The 22,180-nt window shown below is 68.6% G+C and carries 21 protein-coding genes; 8 read left to right on the top strand and 13 right to left on the bottom strand.

What is annotated here, in order from left to right; translation table 11 throughout:
• Positions 1 to 349: 349 nt before the first annotated feature.
• The 4 genes from ACK4FB_RS02810 to ACK4FB_RS02795 are packed head-to-tail and all read right to left on the bottom strand — an operon-like array spanning position 350 to position 3,015.
• Positions 350 to 820 (bottom strand): hypothetical protein, encoded by a 471-nt coding sequence (locus ACK4FB_RS02810; protein ID WP_409747610.1) that lies wholly within the window; start codon positions 818 to 820, stop codon positions 350 to 352.
• Positions 817 to 1,335, bottom strand: coding sequence for a tlde1 domain-containing protein (locus ACK4FB_RS02805; RefSeq protein ID WP_409747608.1), 519 nt, complete (start codon positions 1,333 to 1,335; stop codon positions 817 to 819). The genes ACK4FB_RS02810 and ACK4FB_RS02805 overlap by 4 nt, the downstream gene beginning before the upstream one ends.
• A complete protein-coding gene (locus ACK4FB_RS02800; protein ID WP_409747606.1) occupies positions 1,332 to 1,586 on the bottom strand; it encodes a hypothetical protein in 255 nt (84 codons plus the stop codon). Before ACK4FB_RS02800 ends, ACK4FB_RS02805 begins: the two co-directional genes overlap by 4 nt.
• 1 nt (position 1,587) lies before the next feature.
• Positions 1,588 to 3,015, bottom strand: coding sequence for a DUF2793 domain-containing protein (locus tag ACK4FB_RS02795; RefSeq protein ID WP_409747604.1), 1,428 nt, complete (start codon positions 3,013 to 3,015; stop codon positions 1,588 to 1,590).
• Positions 3,016 to 3,202: 187 nt separating this feature from the next.
• Here ACK4FB_RS02795 and ACK4FB_RS02790 point away from each other — a divergent pair, with 187 nt between their 5' ends.
• Together ACK4FB_RS02790 and scpA are read left to right on the top strand one after the other, a co-directional pair.
• Entirely contained in the window at positions 3,203 to 4,639 is a 1,437-nt protein-coding gene (locus ACK4FB_RS02790) for a methylmalonyl-CoA mutase family protein (RefSeq protein WP_409747603.1), read from the top strand.
• On the top strand, positions 4,636 to 6,792 hold the full coding sequence (scpA, locus tag ACK4FB_RS02785) for a methylmalonyl-CoA mutase (RefSeq protein WP_409747601.1): 2,157 nt from the start codon (positions 4,636 to 4,638) through the stop codon (positions 6,790 to 6,792). The genes ACK4FB_RS02790 and scpA overlap by 4 nt, the downstream gene beginning before the upstream one ends.
• Positions 6,793 to 7,195: 403 nt before the next feature.
• Here the strand turns inward: scpA and ACK4FB_RS02780 are convergent, their stop codons facing one another.
• The 4 genes from ACK4FB_RS02780 to ACK4FB_RS02765 all read right to left on the bottom strand — a co-directional run bounded on the left by ACK4FB_RS02780 (position 7,196) and on the right by ACK4FB_RS02765 (position 9,808).
• Positions 7,196 to 7,750, bottom strand: coding sequence for a fasciclin domain-containing protein (locus ACK4FB_RS02780; protein ID WP_409747599.1), 555 nt, complete (start codon positions 7,748 to 7,750; stop codon positions 7,196 to 7,198).
• 276 nt (positions 7,751 to 8,026) lie between these two features.
• A complete protein-coding gene (locus tag ACK4FB_RS02775; protein WP_409747597.1) occupies positions 8,027 to 8,743 on the bottom strand; it encodes an anti-sigma factor domain-containing protein in 717 nt (238 codons plus the stop codon).
• Positions 8,740 to 9,285, bottom strand: coding sequence for a sigma-70 family RNA polymerase sigma factor (locus tag ACK4FB_RS02770; protein ID WP_409747595.1), 546 nt, complete (start codon positions 9,283 to 9,285; stop codon positions 8,740 to 8,742). The genes ACK4FB_RS02775 and ACK4FB_RS02770 overlap by 4 nt, the downstream gene beginning before the upstream one ends.
• A 64-nt stretch (positions 9,286 to 9,349) precedes the next feature.
• Positions 9,350 to 9,808: a DUF4112 domain-containing protein gene (locus ACK4FB_RS02765; RefSeq protein WP_409747593.1), complete on the bottom strand. Its 459-nt coding sequence runs from the start codon at positions 9,806 to 9,808 to the stop codon at positions 9,350 to 9,352.
• A gap of 58 nt (positions 9,809 to 9,866) precedes the next feature.
• Between ACK4FB_RS02765 and ACK4FB_RS02760 the strand changes: the two genes are divergently transcribed.
• Positions 9,867 to 10,838: an endonuclease/exonuclease/phosphatase family protein gene (locus ACK4FB_RS02760; RefSeq protein ID WP_409747591.1), complete on the top strand. Its 972-nt coding sequence runs from the start codon at positions 9,867 to 9,869 to the stop codon at positions 10,836 to 10,838.
• Here the strand turns inward: ACK4FB_RS02760 and rlmJ are convergent.
• Positions 10,835 to 11,659: a 23S rRNA (adenine(2030)-N(6))-methyltransferase RlmJ gene (gene rlmJ / locus ACK4FB_RS02755; protein WP_409747589.1), complete on the bottom strand. Its 825-nt coding sequence runs from the start codon at positions 11,657 to 11,659 to the stop codon at positions 10,835 to 10,837. The genes ACK4FB_RS02760 and rlmJ overlap by 4 nt on opposite strands.
• A 92-nt stretch (positions 11,660 to 11,751) precedes the next feature.
• Here rlmJ and ACK4FB_RS02750 point away from each other — a divergent pair, with 92 nt between their 5' ends.
• From ACK4FB_RS02750 to ACK4FB_RS02740, 3 genes are read left to right on the top strand one after another with little or no spacing between them, the layout of a single operon-like run.
• Positions 11,752 to 12,783 (top strand): DNA topoisomerase IB, encoded by a 1,032-nt coding sequence (locus tag ACK4FB_RS02750; protein WP_409747587.1) that lies wholly within the window; start codon positions 11,752 to 11,754, stop codon positions 12,781 to 12,783.
• Positions 12,784 to 12,798: 15 nt separating this feature from the next.
• Positions 12,799 to 14,358, top strand: coding sequence for a sensor histidine kinase (locus tag ACK4FB_RS02745; protein WP_409747585.1), 1,560 nt, complete (start codon positions 12,799 to 12,801; stop codon positions 14,356 to 14,358).
• Positions 14,351 to 14,728: a response regulator gene (locus tag ACK4FB_RS02740; protein WP_409747583.1), complete on the top strand. Its 378-nt coding sequence runs from the start codon at positions 14,351 to 14,353 to the stop codon at positions 14,726 to 14,728. Before ACK4FB_RS02745 ends, ACK4FB_RS02740 begins: the two co-directional genes overlap by 8 nt.
• On the opposite strand, the gene ACK4FB_RS02735 is transcribed toward ACK4FB_RS02740, so the two are convergent.
• Genes ACK4FB_RS02735 through ACK4FB_RS02720 form a run of 4 tightly spaced genes read right to left on the bottom strand, consistent with a single transcriptional unit; the run spans position 14,709 to position 18,899 of the window.
• On the bottom strand, positions 14,709 to 16,313 hold the full coding sequence (locus ACK4FB_RS02735) for a phytoene desaturase family protein (protein ID WP_409747581.1): 1,605 nt from the start codon (positions 16,311 to 16,313) through the stop codon (positions 14,709 to 14,711). The two genes, ACK4FB_RS02740 and ACK4FB_RS02735, sit on opposite strands and share 20 nt — an antisense overlap.
• A 10-nt stretch (positions 16,314 to 16,323) precedes the next feature.
• Positions 16,324 to 16,788 carry a DUF6265 family protein gene (locus ACK4FB_RS02730; protein WP_409747579.1) on the bottom strand — a complete coding sequence of 155 codons (465 nt, stop codon included), beginning with the start codon at positions 16,786 to 16,788 and terminating at the stop codon, positions 16,324 to 16,326.
• A gap of 45 nt (positions 16,789 to 16,833) precedes the next feature.
• Positions 16,834 to 18,045 carry an imidazolonepropionase gene (gene hutI / locus ACK4FB_RS02725; protein ID WP_409747651.1) on the bottom strand — a complete coding sequence of 404 codons (1,212 nt, stop codon included), beginning with the start codon at positions 18,043 to 18,045 and terminating at the stop codon, positions 16,834 to 16,836.
• Positions 18,045 to 18,899 carry an agmatinase family protein gene (locus tag ACK4FB_RS02720; protein WP_409747577.1) on the bottom strand — a complete coding sequence of 285 codons (855 nt, stop codon included), beginning with the start codon at positions 18,897 to 18,899 and terminating at the stop codon, positions 18,045 to 18,047. The genes hutI and ACK4FB_RS02720 overlap by 1 nt, the downstream gene beginning before the upstream one ends.
• A gap of 64 nt (positions 18,900 to 18,963) precedes the next feature.
• Here ACK4FB_RS02720 and hutU point away from each other — a divergent pair, with 64 nt between their 5' ends.
• Complete coding sequence (gene hutU / locus ACK4FB_RS02715) at positions 18,964 to 20,649, top strand: urocanate hydratase (RefSeq protein ID WP_409747575.1); 1,686 nt, start codon at positions 18,964 to 18,966, stop codon at positions 20,647 to 20,649.
• Positions 20,646 to 22,178 carry a histidine ammonia-lyase gene (gene hutH / locus ACK4FB_RS02710; RefSeq protein WP_409747573.1) on the top strand — a complete coding sequence of 511 codons (1,533 nt, stop codon included), beginning with the start codon at positions 20,646 to 20,648 and terminating at the stop codon, positions 22,176 to 22,178. Before hutU ends, hutH begins: the two co-directional genes overlap by 4 nt.
• The last annotated feature ends 2 nt before the right edge of the window (positions 22,179 to 22,180 follow it).

Raw genomic sequence — 22,180 nt, 5'->3', positions numbered from 1 at the left:
TTTCAAGGTGTCCGACGTCATTTTGACAGCCGGGAGCATTTTGCTCAGACCAGTTGAAGCAAGGCGCGGGCCAGTTTGACCGTTTGATGAAACCGTCTAACTCAATGAAATAATGGCGTTATAGGTTGATTTACCACGCGGCGGGCCCGGCAGATTATGCCGCTTCCGGGTCCGGCCCTGCAGATATTGCCGCCGTCCCGGCAGAAATTGCCGATCGCCCGGGCGCCGCCGCGTCCTTCACCTCATCTCTTCCAGCGTCTCCACGAGCAGCCGCCTGACCAGGTCGCATTCGACCAGTTGGCGTCCCCTCGCAATGTAGGCGGCCTCCAGATCCGACCAGGTCGGCGATTCACCCAGGGTCGCGATCGGGCAAGGCTTCAACGCGAACGCCGGAGGGGGCGGCGGCTTCATCGGCGCAGGCGCCGGGCGCCAGGTCGCACAGGCGGCGGTCATGCTCACGCAGACGATCAGCGCGAGCGGAATCAAGCGGTATGGACGCATCAGGGGCGCTCCGGGCTTCAAGAAGGACAGGATCGGTAAGGTCTCGCAGGTCGATCACCTGCCGGTGGACGGTTTCGACGCGCCGCGCCTGTCGGGTCAGGAGCTCGATGTGAGCCCGCATGGCGTCCGCCTCGGCGGCCAGCCGATCGCGCTGATCGATCACCCGCTCCAGCCGGCGCGCGTCCGACCACGGCAGCCATGACCACAGCCGGTCCCACTGATGGGCGACGACGGACATCAGAACCAGGGCCGCCAGGACGGCCCCCGCCGCCTTGATCCAGCCGGTAGCCGACCTCGGGCCGGGAAACGTCCGGATCATGGCGTGACCTCCAGCATGCGGATCTCACTTGCGCTGATCATCTCCCGCCAGGTCCGGGGCAGGACGATGCAGCCGGAGGAGGCGTCCCCCGCCGCGTTATCGCCATGGATCTGGAAGGCGCTGCGGCCATGGGCGTCATGGCCGACGGGCGTCAGGTCCATGACGTGCGGTCCGGTCCTGGCGCTGCTGCGCGGCGGGCCGATGCGCCAGCGGCCGGCCGGAATGGGCCCGACGCCGCGCACAGCTTCCCTGGCGGGGTTGTTGCGCCCCTCCCCGCGCCCCGAATAGCCCCGGGCCATCCACCGGCCGTCCAGATAGAGCGCGCCCTCTGACTGGTCCCACGACCATCCCATGGGGCGGTGCGGCTTTGGAACGGGGTGACGGCTGCGGTACGCCTCGACCAGCGCGTCGAACGCGGCCTGCGACAGCGGTCCCCAGACCCCGTCCAGATCGCCGGAGTACAGGCCCAGGCTGCGCAGGATCCCCTGCAGCGCGCGCGTGTCCGGGGCCTTCATGACCGGCCTCGCCAGGCGGACAGTCCCGCCACGATGGCCTGCGCCGACGGCGCCACGATGTAGAGCGTCTCCCGCCAGGCGTCGCGCACGATCAGCGCCGTCGCCACCCACATCAGCTCGCGCGGCGCCTCCAGCCGCCAGACCAGAACCGCCAGCAACGCCAGCCCCGCGGTCGTCGTGGCGTAAGTGTAGAGGCGCCGCCAGCGCCAGTCGCCCTCGGGGGCCGGATGGATCGGATGCTCCTGCTCCATGTCAGCCCGCCCCGTTCAGGCAGGACGCGAGGGCGTCATGCAGCGCCGACATCTGGTGGGGCTCCAGGCCCTGCCCCAGCCAGGCCGCGGCCACCGTGCCGGCATGATAGCTGTTGAAGCGGCGCAGCAGCCCGGTATGCCCGTCGCCATATCCTGTGAACGCGCTGACCTGCGTGCTGAGCGGCAGTCCGTTATGGAAGCCGGTCACATGCGAGGCGTCGGTGCGACTGACGGCGAAATGGCCCCTCGCCGTCGGCGCGGCGCCGAAATTGGCCAGCGTCGTGGTCCCGACCCGCGCGCTGAAACCGCCCGTTGACGGATTGAGGGCCAGCGACAACGTCTCGGCCCCGGCCACAGGACCCAGCAGAAACTGGCCGGAACCGGGAGACGGGTTGGCGGCCAGCCACACGCCCGCCGCCAGCCAGGGGCCGCCGTCCGCCGCCGCCGCCGCGCTCAGCCCCGTGTCGAGCCAGGCCGAGGCGCCGTTGCCGACGTAGCCGGTCTTCGTCACGAAGGTCGAACCGTTCATGGGGACCAGGCCGTTCGACCCGGGCGCCTTCAGATTTATGCGCGCCGCCTGTTCATCGTGGCCCGCGGTCAGATAGAGCGCGCCCAGCCGCGCCCAGACCCCGGCGGCCTCCAGCGCGCTGATCAGGTCATCGATCCGGAACGTCCGCGCGCGAGCGGGCGGTGTTTCGAAGGTCGTCAGCACCTCCTGGGTCGCCGGCCGCAGCAGCGCGTCCATGACCGGAAAGGCCAGCCGGCCGGTCTGACGATCCACTCGCAAAGCCTCCCGCCAGGCTTCCCCGTCCGGCGACATCTTCAGCACCAGATCGTCGTCGCCGACCAGCCCGATCTCGGCCCGCCCCGACCAGCCCGACTGGAACAGCAGCGACAGCACCTTCGCGCCGCCCTCTTTGTTCAGCACATAGCGCAGATCGCCGGTGCCGCCCTCGCCTTCGGACCGCGCGGTCCAAAGGGCGCTGTCCAGCCTGGCGGCGAAGGCGTTGGTTTCATCCGAGGCCGTGCCGACGCCCAGCCCCTGCAGATTATCCAGTCGGTCAGGCGCGGCGCCCACATCCGTCCAGCCGTCGTCCCCGAGCACCAGAAGCCGCTGCTCATCGACTACAAAGGCGCGCAGACCGGGCGGCGGCGCGATCACCGTCCAGCCGCCCGCCTCGAACCGCGCCAGCCCGCCCGGCGCCATGGCCGACCAGACCGCGCCGGTCGCGCCCTTCGGCACTATATAAAGCGCGCCGTCGTCGGGCGCCGCCGGCTGAGCGGCCACGGACCGGCTGACCACCGCGCACTGGACCAGGGCGTCCAGCCGGGTCAGGGCCTCGTTCAGGGTCACATGTTTCTGCATCTGCCCGGCCTGCAGATAGGGCAGGTCCAGCCTCGCGCTGGACTGGGATTCGGCTGGGATCACGCTCGCGCCTCCTTGATGGGTCGTGAGTGTCAGTGTGCGGGCGCCGCGAACGCGTGCGGCGAAATCGGGCTCTCGCGAGCGCCCAACCCTTGTGCGTCAATGAAGTGGCCTCGAAAAATGCGGGATTATCACGCGCTGTTTCCGCCCGGCTTGACGGGCCGGGCGCCCACGGCCCATCACTCGCGCCGTGAAAAGCCTCAGCCCAGATTTCCCCGTCCCGTCCCTCGCCGACTGGCGCGCCCTCGCTGAAAAGGGCCTGAAAGGCGCGCCCTTCGAAACCCTGATCGGCCGCACCGCCGACGGTCTGGCGATCCAGCCGCTCTACGCCGCCGACCCGGAGCGCGCGGTCCTGCACGCCCGCCCGGGCCTGTCCGGCGACCGCGACCGCCCCTGGGATCTGCGCACTCTCGTCGACCATCCCGAGCCCGCCCGCGCCAACGCCCTGGCCCACGACGCCCTGACCAACGGCGCGGCCTCGCTGCTGCTGCGCCTCGATCCGTCGGGCGACACCGGCGTGGCCGTGGGCTCGCAGGACGATCTGGCCCGCGCCCTCGACGGGGTCCTGCTGGATCTGGCCCCCGTGGCGCTGGACGCAGGATTCATGGGCGCCGAGGCCGCCAACTGGCTGGCCGTGCTCGCCAAGGGCGCGCCCGAGGCGCCCCTCGCCTTCCATCTTGATCCGGTGTCCGCCTTCGCCCTTGAAGGCGCCAGCGCCGGTCCCGTCGCCGCCCATGTCAACGCCGCCGCCCAGGCCGGCGCCCGCCACGCCGGCGCCTATCCCCGGGCCACCCTGTTCCTCGCCTCAGGCCGCTTCGTGCACGAAGCGGGCGGGACCGAGGCCCAGGAGCTGGGCGTCATGGCCGCCGCCGTGGTGGCCTATCTGCGCGCGCTGGAGGCCGCCGGCGTCACCCCCACCGAGGGCTTGAAGCGCATCGTGCTGGGCCTGTCCGCCGACGCCCGCTATCCGGTGCAGATCGCCAAGCTGCGCGCCGCCCGCGCCCTCTGGGCCCGCATCGCCGGGGCCTGCGGTTCGGACGCACCCGCCGTGATCGAGCTCCGCTCCTCGGCCCGCATGCTGGCGGACCGGGGCGTGCACAACAATCTGCTGCGCCTGACCGCCGCCGCCTTCGCCGGGGCCGTGGGCGGCGCCCAGGCCGTCGTGCTCGACCCCTTCACCGCGCCTCTGGGCGGCGACAATGCCCTGGCCCGTCGTCAGGCCCGCAACACCCAGCTCATCCTCATGGAGGAAAGCCACCTGGGCCGCGTCGCCGACCCGGCGGGCGGCGCCTTCTTCTTCGAGCAGATGACCGACGATCTGGCCCGCGCGGGCTGGGCCCGCTTCCAGGCCATCGAAGCCGAAGGCGGCCTCGCCGCCGCCCTCATGTCCGGAGCCCTGTCCGACGAGGTGGCCACGGCCCGCGAGGCCCTGATCGCCGCAACCCGCGACGGCTCCGCCCCCATCCTCGGGGTCAGCCTCTATCCCGCTGACGAGGATCCCGTGGCCATCGACCCGCGCCCGTCCCATGCGGTCGCCGCGCCCGATGTGCGTCAGGCCGGCCCCGACGACGCCTGCACGCCCATCGCCCCCATCCGCCTGTCCGACCATGTGGAGGCGGCCCGATGAGCCTGCCCGACTTCACCACCCTGGCCTTCCACCAGACCGGAACGTCCGCCCCCGTCGACGGCGCCGGATGGCCCACGCCCGAAAAGATCACCGTCGATCCGGCTTATGGCCCCGACGCCCTCGAAGGGCTCGATTTCGTTCAGGGCCTGCCGGGCGTCGCGCCCTATCTGCGCGGCCCCTACCCGTCCATGTACGCCACCAACCCGTGGACCATCCGCCAGTACGCGGGCTTCTCCACGGCCGAGGCGTCCAACGCCTTCTACCGCCGCAATCTGGCGGCCGGTCAGAAGGGCCTGTCCATCGCCTTCGATCTGGCCACCCACCGGGGCTATGATTCCGATCATCCGCGGGTGGCGGGCGATGTGGGCATGGCGGGCGTCGCCATCGACTCCATCCTCGACATGCAGACCCTGTTCGACGGCATTCCGCTGGATCAGATGTCGGTGTCCATGACCATGAACGGCGCCGTCCTGCCGATCATGGCGCTCTACATCATCGCCGCCGAGGAACAGGGCGTCAGCCGGGACAAGCTGACCGGGACCATCCAGAACGACATCCTCAAGGAGTTCATGGTCCGCAACACCTACGTCTATCCGCCGGCCCCCTCCATGCGGATCATCTCGGACATCTTCGCCTACACCGCGCGCGAGATGCCGAAGTTCAACTCCATCTCCATTTCCGGCTATCACATGCAGGAAGCCGGAGCGACGGCGGACCTGGAGCTGGCCTACACCTTGGCCGATGGGGTCGAATACGCCCGCGCGGTCGTGGCCGCGGGCATGGATATCGACGCCTTCGCCCCGCGCCTCAGCTTCTTCTGGGCCATCGGCATGAACCACTTCATGGAGGTGGCCAAGATGCGCGCCGGGCGCCTGCTGTGGGCCTCGCTGATCCAGCGCGAGTTCGCGCCGAAATCGGCCAAGTCCCTGGCCCTGCGCGCCCACTGCCAGACCTCGGGCTGGAGCCTCGCGGCCCAGGACGTGTTCAACAATGTGGCCCGCACGGCGGTCGAGGCCATGGCCGCCGCCCACGGCGGAACCCAGAGCCTGCACACCAACAGCCTGGACGAAGCCCTGGCCCTGCCCACCGACTTCTCGGCCCGCATCGCCCGCAACACCCAGATCTTCCTGCAGCGCGAAACCGGCATGACCGACAGCGCCGACCTGTGGGGCGGCTCATACTATGTGGAGCGCCTGACCTACGACCTGGCCGCCCGCGCCCTGGCCCACATCGAGGAAGTGGAGACGCTCGGCGGCATGGCCAAGGCCATCGAGGCCGGCATCCCCAAGCTGCGCATCGAGGAAGCCGCCGCCCGCACCCAGGCCCGCATCGACACGGGCCAGCAGACCGTCGTCGGCGTGAACAAATACCTCTCCGACCTGGCCGACGACATTCCGGTGCTGAAGGTGGACAACGCCGACGTCCGCGCCCGCCAGATTGACAAGCTGAAACGCCTGCGCGCCGAGCGGGACGAGGCCGGCTGTCAGGCCGCGCTGGACGCCCTGAAGTCCGGCGCCGCCGGAAACGCCAACCTGCTGGAGCTGTGCGTCGACGCCGCCCGCGCCCGCGCCACCGTGGGCGAGATGTCCGACGCCATGGAGGCCGCCTTCGGCCGCCACGTGGCCGAGGTGAAGACGGTCAGGGGCGTCTACGCCGCCGAGGCCGGGGCCGATGCGAAACTGGCCCGCGCCCGCGGCATGGTCGCCGCCTTCGTGGAGAACGACGGCGGCCCGCCGCGCATTCTGGTGGCCAAGCTGGGTCAGGACGGCCACGACCGGGGCCAGAAGGTCATCGCCTCGGCCTATGGCGACATCGGCTTCGACGTGGACGCCGGGCCCCTGTTCCAGACCCCCGCCGAGGCCGCGAAACAGGCCGTCGACAACAATGTCCATGTGGTCGGCGCCTCATCGCTGGCGGCCGGACACCTGACCCTGGTGCCGGAGCTGAAGGCGGAACTGGAAAAGCTGGGCCGTCCCGACATCATGATCGTGGTCGGTGGCGTCATCCCGCCCGGCGACATCCCCGCCCTGATCGAAAGCGGCGCCGCGGCGGTCTATCCCCCCGGCACGGTGATCGCCGACTGCGCCATTGATCTGCTGGACAAACTCAACGCCCGCCTCGGCTACGCCCAGCCCCCCGCCGGGAAGCGCTGAACCCGCTTCACCCTCGTCATCGCCGGGCTTGTCCCGGCGATCCATACGCACGGTCGGGGCCGCCGAGCCACGCAACGCGCCGCCGCATTCCCGGCGCTCGATCCGTTAATTTTCAAGGGATTCCGTGCGCCCTGGCGCCTGTTTGCGCCCACCCCGCCAAGCCGCCGATATACTCCTGTCCAGCGAGAGGAATCAGCGCTGGACTGTGAGACTTCATTGCACTGTTTTTTCGATTCAGAGTCTCACCTGCCCAGCGGCACTCCCGAAACCGGATTTCGGACAATTCAGACACTGTTTTTCGAGTCTTGCACTCCAGTTGCACTGTTTTTCGCGTCGCGAGTCTCATGCGGGCGGCCAGGAAAAAACCTGGCCGCCCGATCAGAAAAGCAGCAAGTTCCGTGACTTACTGCGGCATCACCACCGTATCGATCACATGGATCACGCCGTTCGAGGCGTCCAGATCCGTGGCCGTCACCGTCGCCGTGCCGCCCGCGGCGTCGGTCAGGATGACGGAGCCGCCTTGCAGCGACGCGGTCAGTTCGGCGCCCTGCACGGTGGTCAGGACGGCGCTGCCGCCCCCCGCCTCGATGGCCGCCAGAACGTCGGCCGCTTTCAGCTCGCCGGCGACCACATGATAGGTCAGCACGGCGGTCAGGGTGGCGCGGTTGGCCGGCTGGACCAGGGTCTCCACGGTCCCGGCAGGCAGCTTGGCGAAGGCGTCATTGGTGGGCGCGAAAACGGTGAAGGGACCGTCGCCCGACAGGGTCTCGCCGAGGCCGGCGGCCTGGACGGCGGCGACCAGGGTGGTGTGATCCGGCGAGCCCACGGCCACATCGACGATGGTCTGGCTGGTCTGCGTCTGGGCGTGACCGCCGCCGTGATGGTCGAGAGCGACCGCAGGCGCAGCGGCGCCGGCGAGAATGGCGGCTGCGGCGACCTTGGTGATCAGATTTTTCATGATTTCGTCTCCTGAGTGCGACCGACTTGCTGTCAATCACATTCAGTTACGAAGCTCAGCCCCTCCAGGATGCTCGATCACTCTCAAACACGGCAATGATTATATTTATCATCGACATAAGATTATCTTGAAAAGTAGCGCGGGGAGACCGGCGGAAGGGCAGGTAAGGTCTCCCCGCGCATCGACGGGCCAGAGATTGGAGCAACGGAGACGAACCAGCCTCCGACGCCGCCGATAACCTCAGTTACGACGGCGCCGGGACCTTGGATGCAGGTATCAGAGCTGGCTGATTTCGCCCTGGGCCACCACCGGTCCATCCGGCTGGGCGGACGGGGTGTGGCCCGGCTCTTCCATGGACACGGCGACCGAGATCGCCTGCCCGGCCACCGAGGCCAGGGTCGGGTCCAGATTGTGCGTAGCGGGCTGGGTGGGGTGGAACGCGCCCACCAGTTGAACGCCGCCGTCCGGCTTGACCAGCCACAGGTGGGGCACCCGCGGATCGCCTTCCATCACGTCGGTGGGGGCCAGGAACAGATGCCCGGTGGCCGCGTCATAGGCCAGGGTCACCGCCGCCGCGCCGTTCTCCAGCGTCAGGGTCGCCACCCGGGTCACGCCGCCCTGGGGCGCGACCGGTGCGGGAACGGGGGCGGGCTGCGCCACCATCACCGCCAACGCGGCCACGCTAGCCGCCAGCAGCCCGGTGGAGCCGATGGCCCACCGCCGCCAGAACGCCACCCGGCCGTTGTCGTTCGCCGCCACGACGCCGAAGGCGCCCGCCGCAATGCGCACCCACAGGGCGTCGGACGGCCGCACAGGCGCGATCTCGTCCGCCAGTCGGGCCAGGTCCTCGTTCCAGCGCGTCACGCGCCGGGCGAACTCGGGATCACGCTGTTCCCGGTCGCGCGCGGTCGCTTCCTCCGCCTCGGGCAGGATCCGCAGGGCCAGTTCCCCGGCCAGCACGTCGTCGGCGTCCTTGTCGATGGTGTCGGTCATTGTTCCAGACACGCCCTCAGCTTGAGAAGCCCTCGCCGTATCCAGCTCTTCATGGTGCCCAGCGGCACGTCCTGACGCCGGGACAATTCGTCATAGGTCACGCCTTCAAAGAAAGCGGTCCGGATGGCGCCGCCAACCTTGTCGTCCAGCTCCTCCAGGCAGCCGTTCAGCCGCCGCGCCTCATCCGCGCTCTCGATCTGTTCCGACGCCAGGGGCGTGGCGTCCTCCACCTCGAAGGCGTCGTCCACCGGGCGGGTCTGCACCCGGGCGCCGGCCGCGCGCAGGCGGTCGATCGCGCGGTTGCGCGCGATGGTCACCAGCCATGTGATGGGGCTGGCGCGGGTGGCGTCAAAGGTTTCGGCCCTGCGCCAGACTGTCAGATAGGTGTCCTGCAAAACATCCTCGGCGAGCCCCCTGTCGCCCAAGATACGCAGGCATACCCCCAATAGTTTCGAGGAGGTCGCCTCATACACCCTCTGGAACGCGGCGCGGTCGCCCTGCCCCGTCTTGCCAAGCTCGATGGCCAGAGCCTCGCGCGTCATCACCGCTTCCATGCGTGTCCTCAGTGTTTCGTGGATTGTGACCGCGGGCTACGTCCGGTCAAGATCAGTCATGCAGATAGACGACCCTGCGTCGTCCCGCCGCGCGCATGTCGGCCAGATGTCGCACATGATCGCCGCTGGCCTTCGCCTCGCGCCCGTTGGCCTCCACCCAGTGGGTGGCCTCGATCTCCTTCTGGAGAGTGCGCCCTGCGAACTGGTGGCCGATGAAAAAGAAGTCCACCAGCGACCCCGCCAGAGGAATCTCCGTTACGGCCACGTCGAACACCAGATAGGCCGCCATCTTGGCCAGGGTCCGGGGCGAGGCTTTGGCCTGAAGGCCGCTTGTGAACAGCAGGATCGCGGCGCCGAGACTGTAGGCGCCGCCCACCAGGGGAATCCAGGTCAGCAGGCCATCCATGCCCACACCCCACGGCCCGATCTTGATCACCCTGTCGGAAAGCTTGCGTACCCCCTCGACACGGGACCAGACCTTCTCGATATCGTGGATGGTCCGTTTCGCCATGGGTCGCCCCTCCCTCGCCTGCGCGGCTCTTCGACCGCCTCTCACAAGCCACGCTTGAATGTTCATCAAACATCTTCAGTTGCAAAGCTCGATGAATTTGCTGGTGCAGGCGATCCTGGCGCTCGCCGCGCTCGGCCCTCTGGCCATCGCCCTGGCCGCCCTGTCGGGCATCGGCCACCGATGGGTGGACATTCTGGCCCAGTTTCCCGCGCCTGTTCTGCCGCTCACCCTGGCGGCGACTCTTGTCGTCCTGCTGCTGCGCCTGTGGGTTCCAGCCATGGCCGGCGCGGCGGCTTGCCTGCTTCTCGCGCTGGCGATCTGGCCGCAGGTCGCGCCCGGTGGTCCAGGTCCCGCCGCCGACAGCCCGGTGGTCCGCCTTTACGCCGCCAATCTCTACGCGATGAACGAGGATGTGGCCGCCATGCGCGCCTCCATCGAGGCCGCAGACGCCGACATTATTGTCCTTGTGGAGTTCGGCGAAGCCCCCAACGCGGCCATCGAGATGCTGCTCGCCGGCTACCCCCACCGCGAGGTCACCGAGCGCGTCGTCCGCAGCGAGGACGCCGTGCGCTCGGTCATCGCCTCCCGCTACCCCCTGTCGCGCCGGTCCACCGAAGGCAATGAGCGCCAGATGATCTCGGCGGTGGCGGACACCCCGCTGGGCACGATCCGCGTGGTCGGCGTCCACCTGACCCGCCCGTGGCCGTTTCAGTATCAGTGGGGACAGATCATCCAGACGCAGAATCTGTTGACTCACATCGACGGCGCGCTCGAACCCGTGGTTCTGGCCGGCGACTTCAACAGCGTAGCCACGGCGCGCATCGGCCGCATGCTGCGATCAGAAGGCGACTTGATCCATGCCTCCGGCTGGCCCGGCACCTGGCCTGCGGCTCTTCCCGGTCCACTGCGCATGACCATCGATCAGGTCTATCACACCGCTGACATCACCGTGGCGGAGCGCCGCCTCGGCGCGCCCACGGGCTCGGACCACCGCCCGGTCATCGTCGATCTGGCCCGCCCCGCCGGTTAGGTCCACCAGGCCTCGCCGCGCCCGCCCGGCTCGCCCAGCGCGATGGCGGTCCATTCGCAGACAGCCTGAGCCGCCGCCTGCGCGCTCTCCGGCGGATTGATCAGCACGACCGCGCAGCCGTTCATCGTCATGGGGTTGGTCAGCGGCCTCAAGCGCACCTCGGCCACCAGCGCCCGCTGCACCCCTGCATCCGTCAGCCGCCGCAGGAACCCGTCGAAGGTCTCCATATCCTTGATGGGCAGCCAGATCGCGATGACCGTCTCCGGATCCTGCTTCATCAGGGCGCCCGCCGTTTCTGCGCAGCGCACATAGTCGTCCGGCCGCTCGAACGGCGGATCGATCAGGACCAGCCGCCGCCTGTCTCCGCCGGTTAAGGCCTGCACCACCCCGTAGCCGTCAGCCTGCCGCGTCTCCACGCCATCCCGCCCCTTCAGCCGCTTCGCCAGCAGGTCATGCTCCTCGGGTCGCAGGTCACAGGCCACATAGAGGTCGCCTTTCCTCAGACTGTCGGCGATCAGCAGGGGGGAACCAGGATACCAGCGCACCGTCTCGCCGCCGCCGTTGCGGCTCGCCACGGCGGCCTTCAGCTCCGCCAGTTCATTCGGCAGGCGCGCCGCGCTCATCAGCCGGGCGATCCCCGCCTGCGCTTCCTTCGAGCGCACGGCGCCTTCGCCCAGATCGTACAGCCCGGAGCCTGCATGGGTGTCCACCACCAGCACGCGACGCTCGTGCCGCGCCATGCGGGCCAGCAGCCACAGCAACAGGCCGTGCTTGACCAGATCAGCGAAATTCCCGGCGTGATAGGCGTGACGATAGTTCATACGGCGGCTTCGCCTTCACGCCCCTCCACGTCAAGCGGAACCCTTCGCGCCGCCCGTGTGTTCGCGATTGGCCTGAACCGAGATCACCCGCCATGCCCGACGGCTCCGCCTTCATCGACCCGGACCAGATGCCCCAGGGCCTGACCTGGTGCGCCGACGACCAGCCGGGCCTGACCCGCGTTCGGCGCGGCAAGGGATTTTCCTATCACCGCGCGGACGGCGAAAGGGTCACCGACCCCCGAATTCTCGCCCGCATCAAGGCCCTGGCCATCCCGCCCGCCTGGACTGATGTGTGGATCTGCCCGCGCGCCCGGGGCCACATCCAGGCCACCGGTCGCGACGCCAAGGGGCGCAAGCAGTATCGTTATCACGCCGATTGGTCCGAGGGCCGCTCCGAGGCCAAGTTCCACCGCCTGACCGACTTCGCCCGCGCCCTGCCCCGCCTGCGCCGCCAGGTTGAGGAAGACCTGTCCCGACGGGGCCCCGGCCGCGAGAAAGCGGTCGCCACCACCGTCAGACTGCTGGAGATCACCCTGATCCGCATCGGCAATCGGGAATATGCGCGCCAGAACCGCAGCTTCGGCCTGACCACCCTGCACAAGCGCCATCTGGAAGTGGACGGCTCCGCCCTGGTCTTCGCCTTTCGCGGAAAGTCCGGCGTGGACCAGACTGTCTCCGTCCGCGACCGCCGTCTGGCCCGCATCCTCAAGGCGCTGCGCGATCTGCCGGGTCAGCACCTGTTCAAGTACCGCGACGCGGACGGCGATCTGGTCCCCGTCAGTTCTGATGACGTCAACGCCTACATCCGCAACGTCATGGGCGAGCATTTCTCGGCGAAGGACTTCCGCACATGGGCCGCGACGGTTTCCGCCGCCCGGGCTCTGCGCGAATGCGACGCCCCGGCCTCGAAAACCGAATCTAGACGTCAGTGCAATCAGTGCCTCAAGGCCGTCGCCGGCCTTCTGGGAAACACCCCGGCTGTGTGCCGCTCATCCTATGTGCATCCTGCGGTGTTTGATCTTCACGAAACTGGCGCTCTCAAGGACCTGCCCGGCCCGGACGCCAAGGCGTTCGAACCGCACCTCATCCGGGCGCTGGATGCTCATTCTGCGCGAACCGCATAGAATCGTTCGCATGACTTGCTAAAAGGCGCAGGGTTAGCACCCGCGCCATGGAGGGATGATTTGCGCCAACTGGCGAACAAGGTGGATCTGGGTGCAGCCTTTGACGCCTCTCCCAACGCCTATGTGCTGGTGACTCCGGATCTGGTGATCGCCGGCGCCAATGCGGCTTATCTCGAACTGGTCAACGCCCGCCGCGAGGCGATCGTCGGCCGACCGCTTTTCGAAGCCTTCGATTCCGGGCCGAGCGAAGACGCGCCAGAGAACGTAAGGCAGGTTCGGGACTCACTCGTCAACGCCGTCAAAACCGGTCAACGCGATCACCTGGCGATCGTACAGTTCTCGATTCCTTATGAAGACCCAACGGGCGCGTTGATCTACGAGGATCGCTACTGGAGCGCTACGCACACGCCCATCAAGGATGAAACAGGCAAGGTCGTTTTCGTCCTTCAGCACACCACCGACATCACCGAAATCGAAAGCTTGCGACAACAGCTCAGCGCGGTCACCGGCGCGCCCTCAACTGCGTTGGATGCGGCGCTCGGCGGCGGCGTCCTGGCCCGGGCCCAGCAGGTTCAGCAGAGCAATCGCAAGCTGGAAACGGAACGACGCAAACTGAACGACCTCTTCATGCAGGCGCCGGGATTCGTGGCTGTGCTGGGTGGGCCGGAACATGTTTTCGAGCTGGCCAATCCCGCCTATGGCCAGTTGATCGGCCACCGGGATGTCTTGGGCAAACGCGTGCGCGAAGCCCTGCCCGAGGTGGTGGATCAGGGTTTCATCGGCCTCCTGGACCACGTCTATACCACTGGCGAGACCTATGAAGGCCGCGACAGCCTGCTTCAGTTACAGCGCCGCAAAGGCGGCGATCTGGAAGACGTCTATCTGAACTTCATCTACCAGCCGATCCGCGGCGATGAGGGTCGCATCGTCGGCGTCTTCGTCCAGGGTCATGAGGTCACCGAAACGGTCAAGGCAGATCAGCGTCAGCGCCTGATGATCGACGAACTGAACCACCGGGTGAAGAACACCCTTGCTACGGTGCAGTCCATCGCCATGCAGACCGCACGGACCCACCAGGACCCGGCCAGCTTCGCCGAAACTTTCCAGTCGCGCTTGATGGCCCTGTCGCACACCCACAACCTCCTGACCCGCAGCCACTGGGAAGGCGCCGATCTGCGCGACGTTCTCCAGCATGAAACCCTCGCGCACGGGATCCATCGAGTGATCCTGAACGGCCCTCCGGTCGCCTTGCCCCCCGCCATGGCCGTGTCTCTGGGGATGATCTTCCACGAGCTGGCGACCAACGCCGCCAAATACGGCGCCCTCAGCACCGGTGACGGCCGGGTGTTCGTGGACTGGAGCGTTCAGGATCTCACAGATCGCAAGCTGGTGCTCCTTTGGCGCGAACAGGGCGGACCGGCGGTGAGCCAGCCTAGCAGACGGGGATTCGGCAGTCGCCTGATCGAAAGGAATGTCCGTCACGATCTGGCGGGCGATGCGAAACTCGTCTACGCAAGTGACGGCTTTAATGCGGAAATATCCATTCCGCTGGATCGGGGCGACGGGCATGAGTAACGCGTTGGAGGGCCGCAAGGTCCTGGTGGTCGAAGATGAGTCCCTCGTCGCCATGCTGCTGGAAACCATTCTCGAGGACATGGGCTGCATCCCCGTCGGTCCCGTCTCCACCGTGGATGAGGGCGTCGACAAGGCCCAGAACGAGCCCGGTCTGGACCTGGCGCTGCTGGACGTGAATGTGGCTGGCCGGCAGGTCTTTCCGGTGGCCGAGGCTCTGGCCCGCCGCGGCATCCCCATGGTGTTCTCGACCGGCTATGGCGAGGCCGGACTGCCGCCGGAATGGCGCGGCGTGCCCGCCATTCAGAAGCCCTTCAGCGAGGCCGCCGTTCGCGACGCCATGCTGGGCGCCCTCAACGTCGCCCGCGCCTGAGATCCTTCAGGATTTCCCGCGCCGCATTGTGCCCCGGCGCCCCGGTCACGCCGCCGCCCGGATGCGCGCCTGATCCACACAGATAGAGGCCGGGGACCGGCATGCGGTGATCGCCGTGTCCCAGCACCGGCCGCGCGCTGAACAGCTGGTCCAGACTCAGCCGTCCGTGGAAGATGTCCCCGCCCACAAGGCCGAACCGCCGCTCCAGATCCAGCGGCGTCAGCGACAGCCGCCCCACCACAGACGCCCGGAACCCGGGCGCCAGACGATCCACCTTATCGATCATCAGGTCGGCCACCTCGTCCCGGTGGTCATCCCACGACCGGCCGTCGGACAGCACCGGCGCCACATGCTGGCAGAACAGGCTGGCCACGTGCGCGCCCGCCGGCGCCAGACTGTGGTCCAGGGTCGAGGGGATCAGCATCTCCACGATCGGCGCCGTCGACCAGCCGTCCCGTCGCGCGTCCATGAAGGCCTGGTCCATGTAGGCAAGGCTGGGCGCGATAATGATCCCCGCCGTCAGGTGGTCGCTCCGCTCCGGCAGGCAGGTGAAGCGCGGCAGTTCCGACAGGGCCACGTTCATTCGGAAGGTCCCGGACCCGGACGCATAGGCGCCGATCCGCTCACGGAAGTCCGCCGGGACCACCGCCGGGTCCACCAGCCGCTCGAACAGCAGGCGCGGATGCAGGTTCGACACCACGGCCCGCCCACGGACGATCTCGCCCGCCTCCGTCACCGCCCCGACGGCCCGGCCCGTTTCGGTGAGCACCTCGGCCACAGGGCTGTCCAGGCGAATGTCCACGCCCTGTTCGGCGCACGCCGCCGCCATGGCCCGGGTGATCGCCCCCATGCCGCCGATGGCGTGGCCCCAGACGCCACGCTTGCCGTTCACCTCGCCGAACACATGGTGCAGCAGCACATAGGCCGAGCCCGGCGTGTAGGGACTGGCGTAGTTTCCCACCACGCTGTCGAAGCCGAACAGCGCCTTGACCGGATCGCTCTCGAACCAGCCATCCAGCCAGTCGCCCGCCGATTTGGTGAACAGGTCCAGCAGATCGCGCCGCGCCGTCGTATCCAGACCAGCGACCCGCCGCCCCACCGACGCGGCCTTCAGCATCTCCGGGATCGCCGCGGCCCAGCCGCCCTCCGCCACATTGGGCGGGGTGGTCAGGATCAGACCCCGCAACACATCCGCCACCGCCTCCAGCCGCCTCTCGTACTGGGGCAGCCGCTCCGCGTCCCGCGTGGAGAACTTCGCCACCTCGGCCTGGGTCCGCCCCTCCCCCGCCAGCAGATACTGGCTGTCGTCCAGCGGCAGGAAATTGCCCACCTTCCGCTCGACCACCCGCAGGCCGCGACCCGTCAGGCCCATGTCGGCGATGATTTTCGGGTTCAGCAGGCTGACCGTGTAGCTGGCGGTGGAGTTGCGGAAGCCCGGATGAAATTCCTCCGTCACCGCCGCGCCGCCCACCACGCCGCGCCGCTCCAGCACCGTCACCTTCAGCCCGGCCCGCGCCAGATAGAAGGCGCACACCAGTCCATTGTGTCCGCCGCCCAGGATGACGACGTCGGTGTCCGTCCGCATGCTCACGGGATCAGTCACACCCCGTCGAGGCGTCCGCCGCCACATAATCCCAGCGCATCTGCGGCTCGTCCTCGCCGTCCAGCCCCCGCACCGTCGCCGTCAGGCCCGTCTCGTGCCGCTCATAGACGATGATGTTGGGCCAGTCGTTGTCACGGTTCTCGAACACTGCGCCCTCCGGAACCTGATCAACCAGCACGAAGTGCACCGCCGCCCGGCCGCCCGGCATGGCCTGATAGACCGTCACACCGTCCCGCGTGACGATCCGAAGTTGCTCCCATTCGGCGATGCGCCCACCGCGCCGGGTTGTCGAATGGCCGAACAGCAGCCCGTCATCCGCCCGCGACCAGACCTCCACCGTCTCGCGCCCGTTCGCGCAGGCGCTCCAGCGGCCTTCCAGCCACGACAGGTCCACTGCGGCCTGTGGCGCGGGCGCGGGGCTGATCAGCGTCAGGGCCCCCAAAATGGCGATCAGCATGGCGTCATCCTCCCTCTCCCAAGGCGCGCGCTTTCGACCCGGCTGTCAATCCGGCCGGCCAGCCGCGTAGCGGCGATGCAGCAGCGGCGCGCCCAGCCAGTAGCAAAGCTCCCCCGGCCGATTGATGTCCCACACCGCCAGGTCCGCCGCCTTGCCCACCTCCAGCGTGCCGATGCGATCCGCCATGCCCAGCGCCTTCGCCGCATGCCGCGTGGCGCCGGCCAGAGCCTCCTCGGGCGTCAGGCGGAACTGCACGCAGGCCAGGGTCATGGCCGCCAGCAGGGACGCCACAGGCGAGGTGCCGGGGTTGCAGTCCGTGGCCACCGCCATGCTCACCCCATGGCCGCGCAAGGCCTCGATGGGCGGCGGTGTCTCTTCCCGCAGCATCAGGAAGGCGCCGGGCAGCAGCACGGCTGCGACCCCCGCCCTGGCCATGGCCGCGATGCCGGCCTCGTCGGCATATTCGATGTGGTCCGCCGACAGGGCCCCGTATCGCGCCGCCAGCGCCGCCCCGCCGCCGTTGGACAGCTGATCCGCGTGCAGCTTGACCGGCAGGCCCAGCGCCCTGGCCTTGTCGAACAGCCGCCCCACCTCCTCGGTGGAGAAGGCGATGGGCTCGCAATAGGCGTCCACCGCGTCCACCAGCCCCTCGGCGTGGGCGGCGGGCAGGATCTCGTCCACCGCCAGATCCACATAGGCGGCGCGGTCCTCGCGAAACTCCGGCGGCACGGCGTGCAGGCCCAGATAGCTGGTCGCCACCCGCACCCCGCCCTCTGCGCCCACCCGCCGGGCGGCGCGCAGCATCTTCAGCTCGCTGTCCCGGTCCAGCCCATAGCCGGACTTGATCTCCACGGTGGTGACGCCCGAGGCCTTCAGCCCGGCCAGCCGCTTCAGCGCCGAGGCGACCAGATCGTCCTCCGACGCTTCGCGCGTCATGCGCACGCTGGAGACGATGCCCCCGCCCGCCCGGGCGATCTCCTCATAGGTGGCGCCGCCCAGCCGCTGCTCGAACTCGCCGGACCGGTCGCCGCCGAACACCAGATGGGTGTGGCAGTCGATCAACCCCGGCGTGACCCAGCGCCCGTCCAATCGATCGGTCTCGGCTGCATCATGAGGCGGCAGGTCCGTCCGCGCCCCGACCCACGCGATGTCCCCGTCCCGGATCAGGATCGCCCCGTCCTCGACGGCCCCATAGGCTTCGCCATCATCAACCATGGTGGCGAGGCGGCAATCGGTGATGAGGCGGTCGGCGCGGATCATCGGGCCTGCACGCCGGCCAGGATTTCGCAGAACCAGCGGCCCGCCGTCAGGCTCCCCAGATCGCCCAGCTCCAGCGAGGGATCGTATTCGGTCAGGTCTACGGCCCGCACCTTCGGATGGGCGGCGATCACCCGGGCGGCGTCGAAGAAGGCCTGCGCCGACACTCCACCCGGCCGGGCGCCGGGGCTGGCGGGCCACTGGCTGCGATCGATCACATCGATGTCGAAATCCACATGGATGACGTCGCAAAGCCCCGACAGCCGCTCCAGCTCCTGCGCCACGACAACGGCCAGTCCCTGATCACGGCACTCGCGCGCCGTGCGCACCGAGATGCCCGCGGCCATGGCCTTTTCGTGGGCGCGGCGGGTGTTGGCGAAGGGGGCCAGACCCACCTGGCTGATGCGGCGTCCGTCCAGCCCGTCGTCCAGCAGCGCCTGGATCGGATTTCCGTTGGTCAGGCCCTGATCCGTGTCGCGCAGGTCGAAGTGGGCGTCGAGGGTCAGCACCCCCACGCGCTCCAGCCCCAAGGCGTGGGCCGCTGGCCGGGTGATGGCGTTGTTGCCCCCGATCAGGATCGTCAGGGCCCGGTGCGCCTGCGCCGCCATCGCGTCGCGCACCGGCTCGAAGGCGTCGGCCGGGGAGACGGCCTTCAGCGGCACATCCCCCGCATCATGGACCCGCACGTCCAGCTCGACCTCCGTCTCCAGATCATACGCAGACAGGCGCGGCAGCACGGCGCGCAGGGCTTTTGGCCCGAGGTCACAGCGACCCGGAGTCAGCGACCGCTCGTTAAGCGGCGCCCCGATCAGGGCCACGGGCGCGTCGGGGTGGTCGCCGAGCAGGTCGGCCACGGACCGCCAGGAAAGCGCCTCTGAGTCTTTCGTCGTCATGGTCGGAGAGCGTAGAGAGACAGCCATGACGACTCAACAGAACAACCGCCCCAATAAGAGAGTGGTCCGTAGCCCCCACGGGCCGGACAAGACGGCGAAGACCTGGGCCGCCGAGGCCGCCCTGCGCATGCTGATGAACAATCTGGACCCCGAGGTGGCCGAGCGGCCCGAGGATCTCGTGGTCTATGGCGGCATCGGCAAGGCGGCGCGCGACTGGCCGTCCTTCGACCGCATCGTCGACCAGCTGACACGGCTGGAGCCGGACGAGACCCTGCTGGTGCAGTCGGGCAAGCCCGTGGGCGTGTTCCGCACCCATGAAGACGCGCCCCGCGTGCTGATCGCCAACTCCAATCTGGTGCCCCGATGGGCCACGTGGGAGCACTTCAACGCGCTCGATCGCAAGGGCCTGATGATGTACGGCCAGATGACCGCCGGGTCCTGGATCTACATCGGCACCCAGGGGATCGTTCAGGGCACCTACGAGACCTTCATGGAGGCGGGCCGCCAGCACTACGGCGGCGACTGGTCGGGCAAGTGGATCCTGACCGCAGGCCTCGGCGGCATGGGCGGGGCCCAGCCTCTGGCGGCCACCATGGCGGGCGCGTCGTGCCTGGCCATCGAGTGCCAGGCCAGCCGCATCGAGATGCGCCTACGCACCCGCTATCTGGACGTGGCGGCCGATACCCTTGATGAGGCGCTGGAGCTTCTGAACCAATCCATCAAGGACAAAAAGCCTCAATCAATCGGGTTGTTGGGCAATGCAGCGGATGTTTTGCCTGAATTGATCCGCCGCGGCGTGCGGCCCGATCTGGTCACCGACCAGACCAGCGCCCATGATCCGGTCAACGGCTATCTGCCCTCCGGCTGGAGCGCCGCCGAGTGGGAGGCGAAGCGCCAGACCGACCCCGCCGCCGTCGAAAAAGCCGCCCGCGCGTCCATGGCGGTGCATGTGCAGGCCATGCTGGATTTCCATGGCCAGGGCGTACCCACCACGGACTACGGCAACAACATCCGTCAGGTGGCCTTCGACGAGGGCGTGACCGACGCCTTCGCCTTTCCGGGCTTCGTGCCCGCCTATATTCGCCCCCTGTTCTGCCGGGGGATCGGGCCGTTCCGCTGGGCGGCGCTGTCGGGAAACCCCGAGGACATCCGTAAGACCGACGCGGCCATGAAGCGCCTATTCCCGGACAACGCCGGGCTGCACCGCTGGCTGGACATGGCGGGCGAGCGCATCGCCTTCCAGGGCTTGCCGGCGCGCATCTGCTGGATCGGCCTCGGCGACCGGCACCGGGCGGGGCTGATGTTCAACGAGATGGTGGCGTCGGGCGAACTGTCGGCCCCCATCGTCATCGGACGGGACCATCTGGACTCCGGATCGGTGGCCAGCCCCAATCGCGAGACGGAATCAATGATGGACGGCTCCGACGCCGTGTCGGACTGGCCCCTGCTGAACGCCTTGCTGAACACGGCCTCGGGCGCCTCGTGGGTGTCGCTGCACCATGGCGGCGGGGTGGGCATGGGATACTCCCAGCACTCCGGCGTGGTCATCGTCGCCGACGGCACGCCCGAGGCGGCGAAGCGACTGGAGCGGGTCCTGTGGAACGACCCGGCCACCGGCGTCATGCGCCACGCCGACGCGGGGTATGACATCGCCCGGGACGCCGCGCGCGAGCACGGCCTGAACCTGCCCTCGCTGGAGGCCGCCCGATGAGCATCACCATCGGCGCCGACCGCCTGACGCTGGATCAGTTGCGCACCCTGGCCACAGAACACACGCCCATGGCCATCGCCCCCGCGGCCCTCGACCTGCTGGATCAAGGCGCGGCCACGGTGTCGGACATCGTGGAGAGCGGCCGCACGGTTTACGGGGTCAACACCGGCTTCGGCCTGCTGGCCAACACCCGCATCGACGACGCGGATCTGGAGACCCTGCAGAAGAACCTGGTCCTGTCCCACGCCTGCGGCGTCGGCGCGGCGCTGGCCCACCAGACCGTGCGCCTGATCATGGCGCTGAAGGTCGCGTCCCTGACGCGCGGCGTCTCGGGCGTGCGGCGACAGACGGTGCAGTTGCTGGCCGAGATGCTGAACCGGGGGCTGGTCCCCCTGATCCCGGCCAAGGGGTCGGTTGGCGCCTCGGGCGATCTGGCCCCTCTCGCCCATCTGGCCGCCGCCATGATCGGCGAACCGCGCCAGAAGGTCTGGTTCGAGGACGCGTGGGAGCCGGCGAACGTCGCGCTGGAAAAGGCGGGCCTGCAGCCCGTGGTCCTCGCCGCCAAGGAAGGCCTGGCCCTGCTGAACGGCACCCAGTGCTCCACAGCGCTGGCGCTGGTGGGTCTGTTCCGCGCCGAAACCCTGTTCCGCTCGGCGCTGGTCACGGGCGCCATGTCCACTGACGCGTTGAAGGGCTCCGACGCCCCGTTCGACGCCCGCATCCACGACCTGCGCGGTCAGCCGGGCCAGATGGACACAGCCGCCGCCCTGCGGGCCCTGATGGCCGACAGTCCCATCCGCGACAGCCACCGCGATGACTGCCTGAAGGTGCAGGACCCCTACTCGTTCCGCTGCCAGCCCCAGGTCATGGGCGCCATCCTCGACGTCATGCGCGCCGTGGCCCGCACCCTGGTCATCGAGGCCAACGCCGCCACCGACAATCCGCTGGTCTTCCCCGAAACGGGCGACGTGCTGTCAGGCGGCAATTTCCACGCCGAGCCGGTGGCCTTCGCCGCCGACCAGCTGGCCCTGTGCATCGCCGAGATCGGCAGCCTGTCCGAACGCCGGGTGGCCATACTGATCGACCCCAAAATGAGCGGCCTGCCCGCCTTCCTGACCAGCGACCCGGGCCTGAACTCGGGCTTCATGATCGCCCAGGTCACGGCCGCCGCCCTGGCCTCCGAGAATAAGATGCTGGCCCACCCGGCGGTGGTGGACACCATTCCCACCTCGGCCGGTCAAGAGGACCATGTCTCCATGGCCACCCACGGTGCGCGGCGGCTGGGCGACATGGCCGACAACGTCGCCAACATCCTTGCGGTGGAACTGCTGGCCGCCGCCGAGGGGATGGAGCACCATCGCCCGCTGAAGTCCTCGCCGCCGCTGGAACAGGCGCTGGACCAGTTGCGCACTGTGGCCACGGCCATCCCCACGGATCGGTATTTCGCCGACCATATCCAGTCCGCCGCCGAGGTCATCGAGCGCGGCGGACTGGCGTTCCTCTGCCCGGACGATGTGGCGCTGGGCTGACC

The organism is Brevundimonas sp., from assembly GCF_046299535.1.
Taxonomy (GTDB): Bacteria; Pseudomonadota; Alphaproteobacteria; order Caulobacterales; family Caulobacteraceae; genus Brevundimonas.
This window is presented reverse-complemented; position numbering and strand designations above follow the sequence as displayed.

Excerpts from the sequence above, each read along its gene's own strand:
- hutU (WP_409747575.1), top strand. The coding sequence starts at position 18,964 with ATGACGACTCAACAGAACAACCGCCCCAATAAGAGAGTGGTCCGTAGC.
- ACK4FB_RS02810 (WP_409747610.1), bottom strand. The coding sequence starts at position 820 with ATGATCCGGACGTTTCCCGGCCCGAGGTCGGCTACCGGCTGGATCAAG.
- ACK4FB_RS02800 (WP_409747606.1), bottom strand. The coding sequence starts at position 1,586 with ATGGAGCAGGAGCATCCGATCCATCCGGCCCCCGAGGGCGACTGGCGC.
- scpA (WP_409747601.1), top strand. The coding sequence starts at position 4,636 with ATGAGCCTGCCCGACTTCACCACCCTGGCCTTCCACCAGACCGGAACG.
- ACK4FB_RS02780 (WP_409747599.1), bottom strand. The coding sequence starts at position 7,750 with ATGAAAAATCTGATCACCAAGGTCGCCGCAGCCGCCATTCTCGCCGGC.
- ACK4FB_RS02770 (WP_409747595.1), bottom strand. The coding sequence starts at position 9,285 with ATGACGCGCGAGGCTCTGGCCATCGAGCTTGGCAAGACGGGGCAGGGC.
- ACK4FB_RS02765 (WP_409747593.1), bottom strand. The coding sequence starts at position 9,808 with ATGGCGAAACGGACCATCCACGATATCGAGAAGGTCTGGTCCCGTGTC.
- ACK4FB_RS02740 (WP_409747583.1), top strand. The coding sequence starts at position 14,351 with ATGAGTAACGCGTTGGAGGGCCGCAAGGTCCTGGTGGTCGAAGATGAG.
- ACK4FB_RS02760 (WP_409747591.1), top strand. The coding sequence starts at position 9,867 with ATGTTCATCAAACATCTTCAGTTGCAAAGCTCGATGAATTTGCTGGTG.
- hutH (WP_409747573.1), top strand. The coding sequence starts at position 20,646 with ATGAGCATCACCATCGGCGCCGACCGCCTGACGCTGGATCAGTTGCGC.
- rlmJ (WP_409747589.1), bottom strand. The coding sequence starts at position 11,659 with ATGAACTATCGTCACGCCTATCACGCCGGGAATTTCGCTGATCTGGTC.
- ACK4FB_RS02730 (WP_409747579.1), bottom strand. The coding sequence starts at position 16,788 with ATGCTGATCGCCATTTTGGGGGCCCTGACGCTGATCAGCCCCGCGCCC.
- ACK4FB_RS02750 (WP_409747587.1), top strand. The coding sequence starts at position 11,752 with ATGCCCGACGGCTCCGCCTTCATCGACCCGGACCAGATGCCCCAGGGC.
- ACK4FB_RS02775 (WP_409747597.1), bottom strand. The coding sequence starts at position 8,743 with ATGACCGACACCATCGACAAGGACGCCGACGACGTGCTGGCCGGGGAA.
- ACK4FB_RS02735 (WP_409747581.1), bottom strand. The coding sequence starts at position 16,313 with ATGCGGACGGACACCGACGTCGTCATCCTGGGCGGCGGACACAATGGA.
- ACK4FB_RS02805 (WP_409747608.1), bottom strand. The coding sequence starts at position 1,335 with ATGAAGGCCCCGGACACGCGCGCGCTGCAGGGGATCCTGCGCAGCCTG.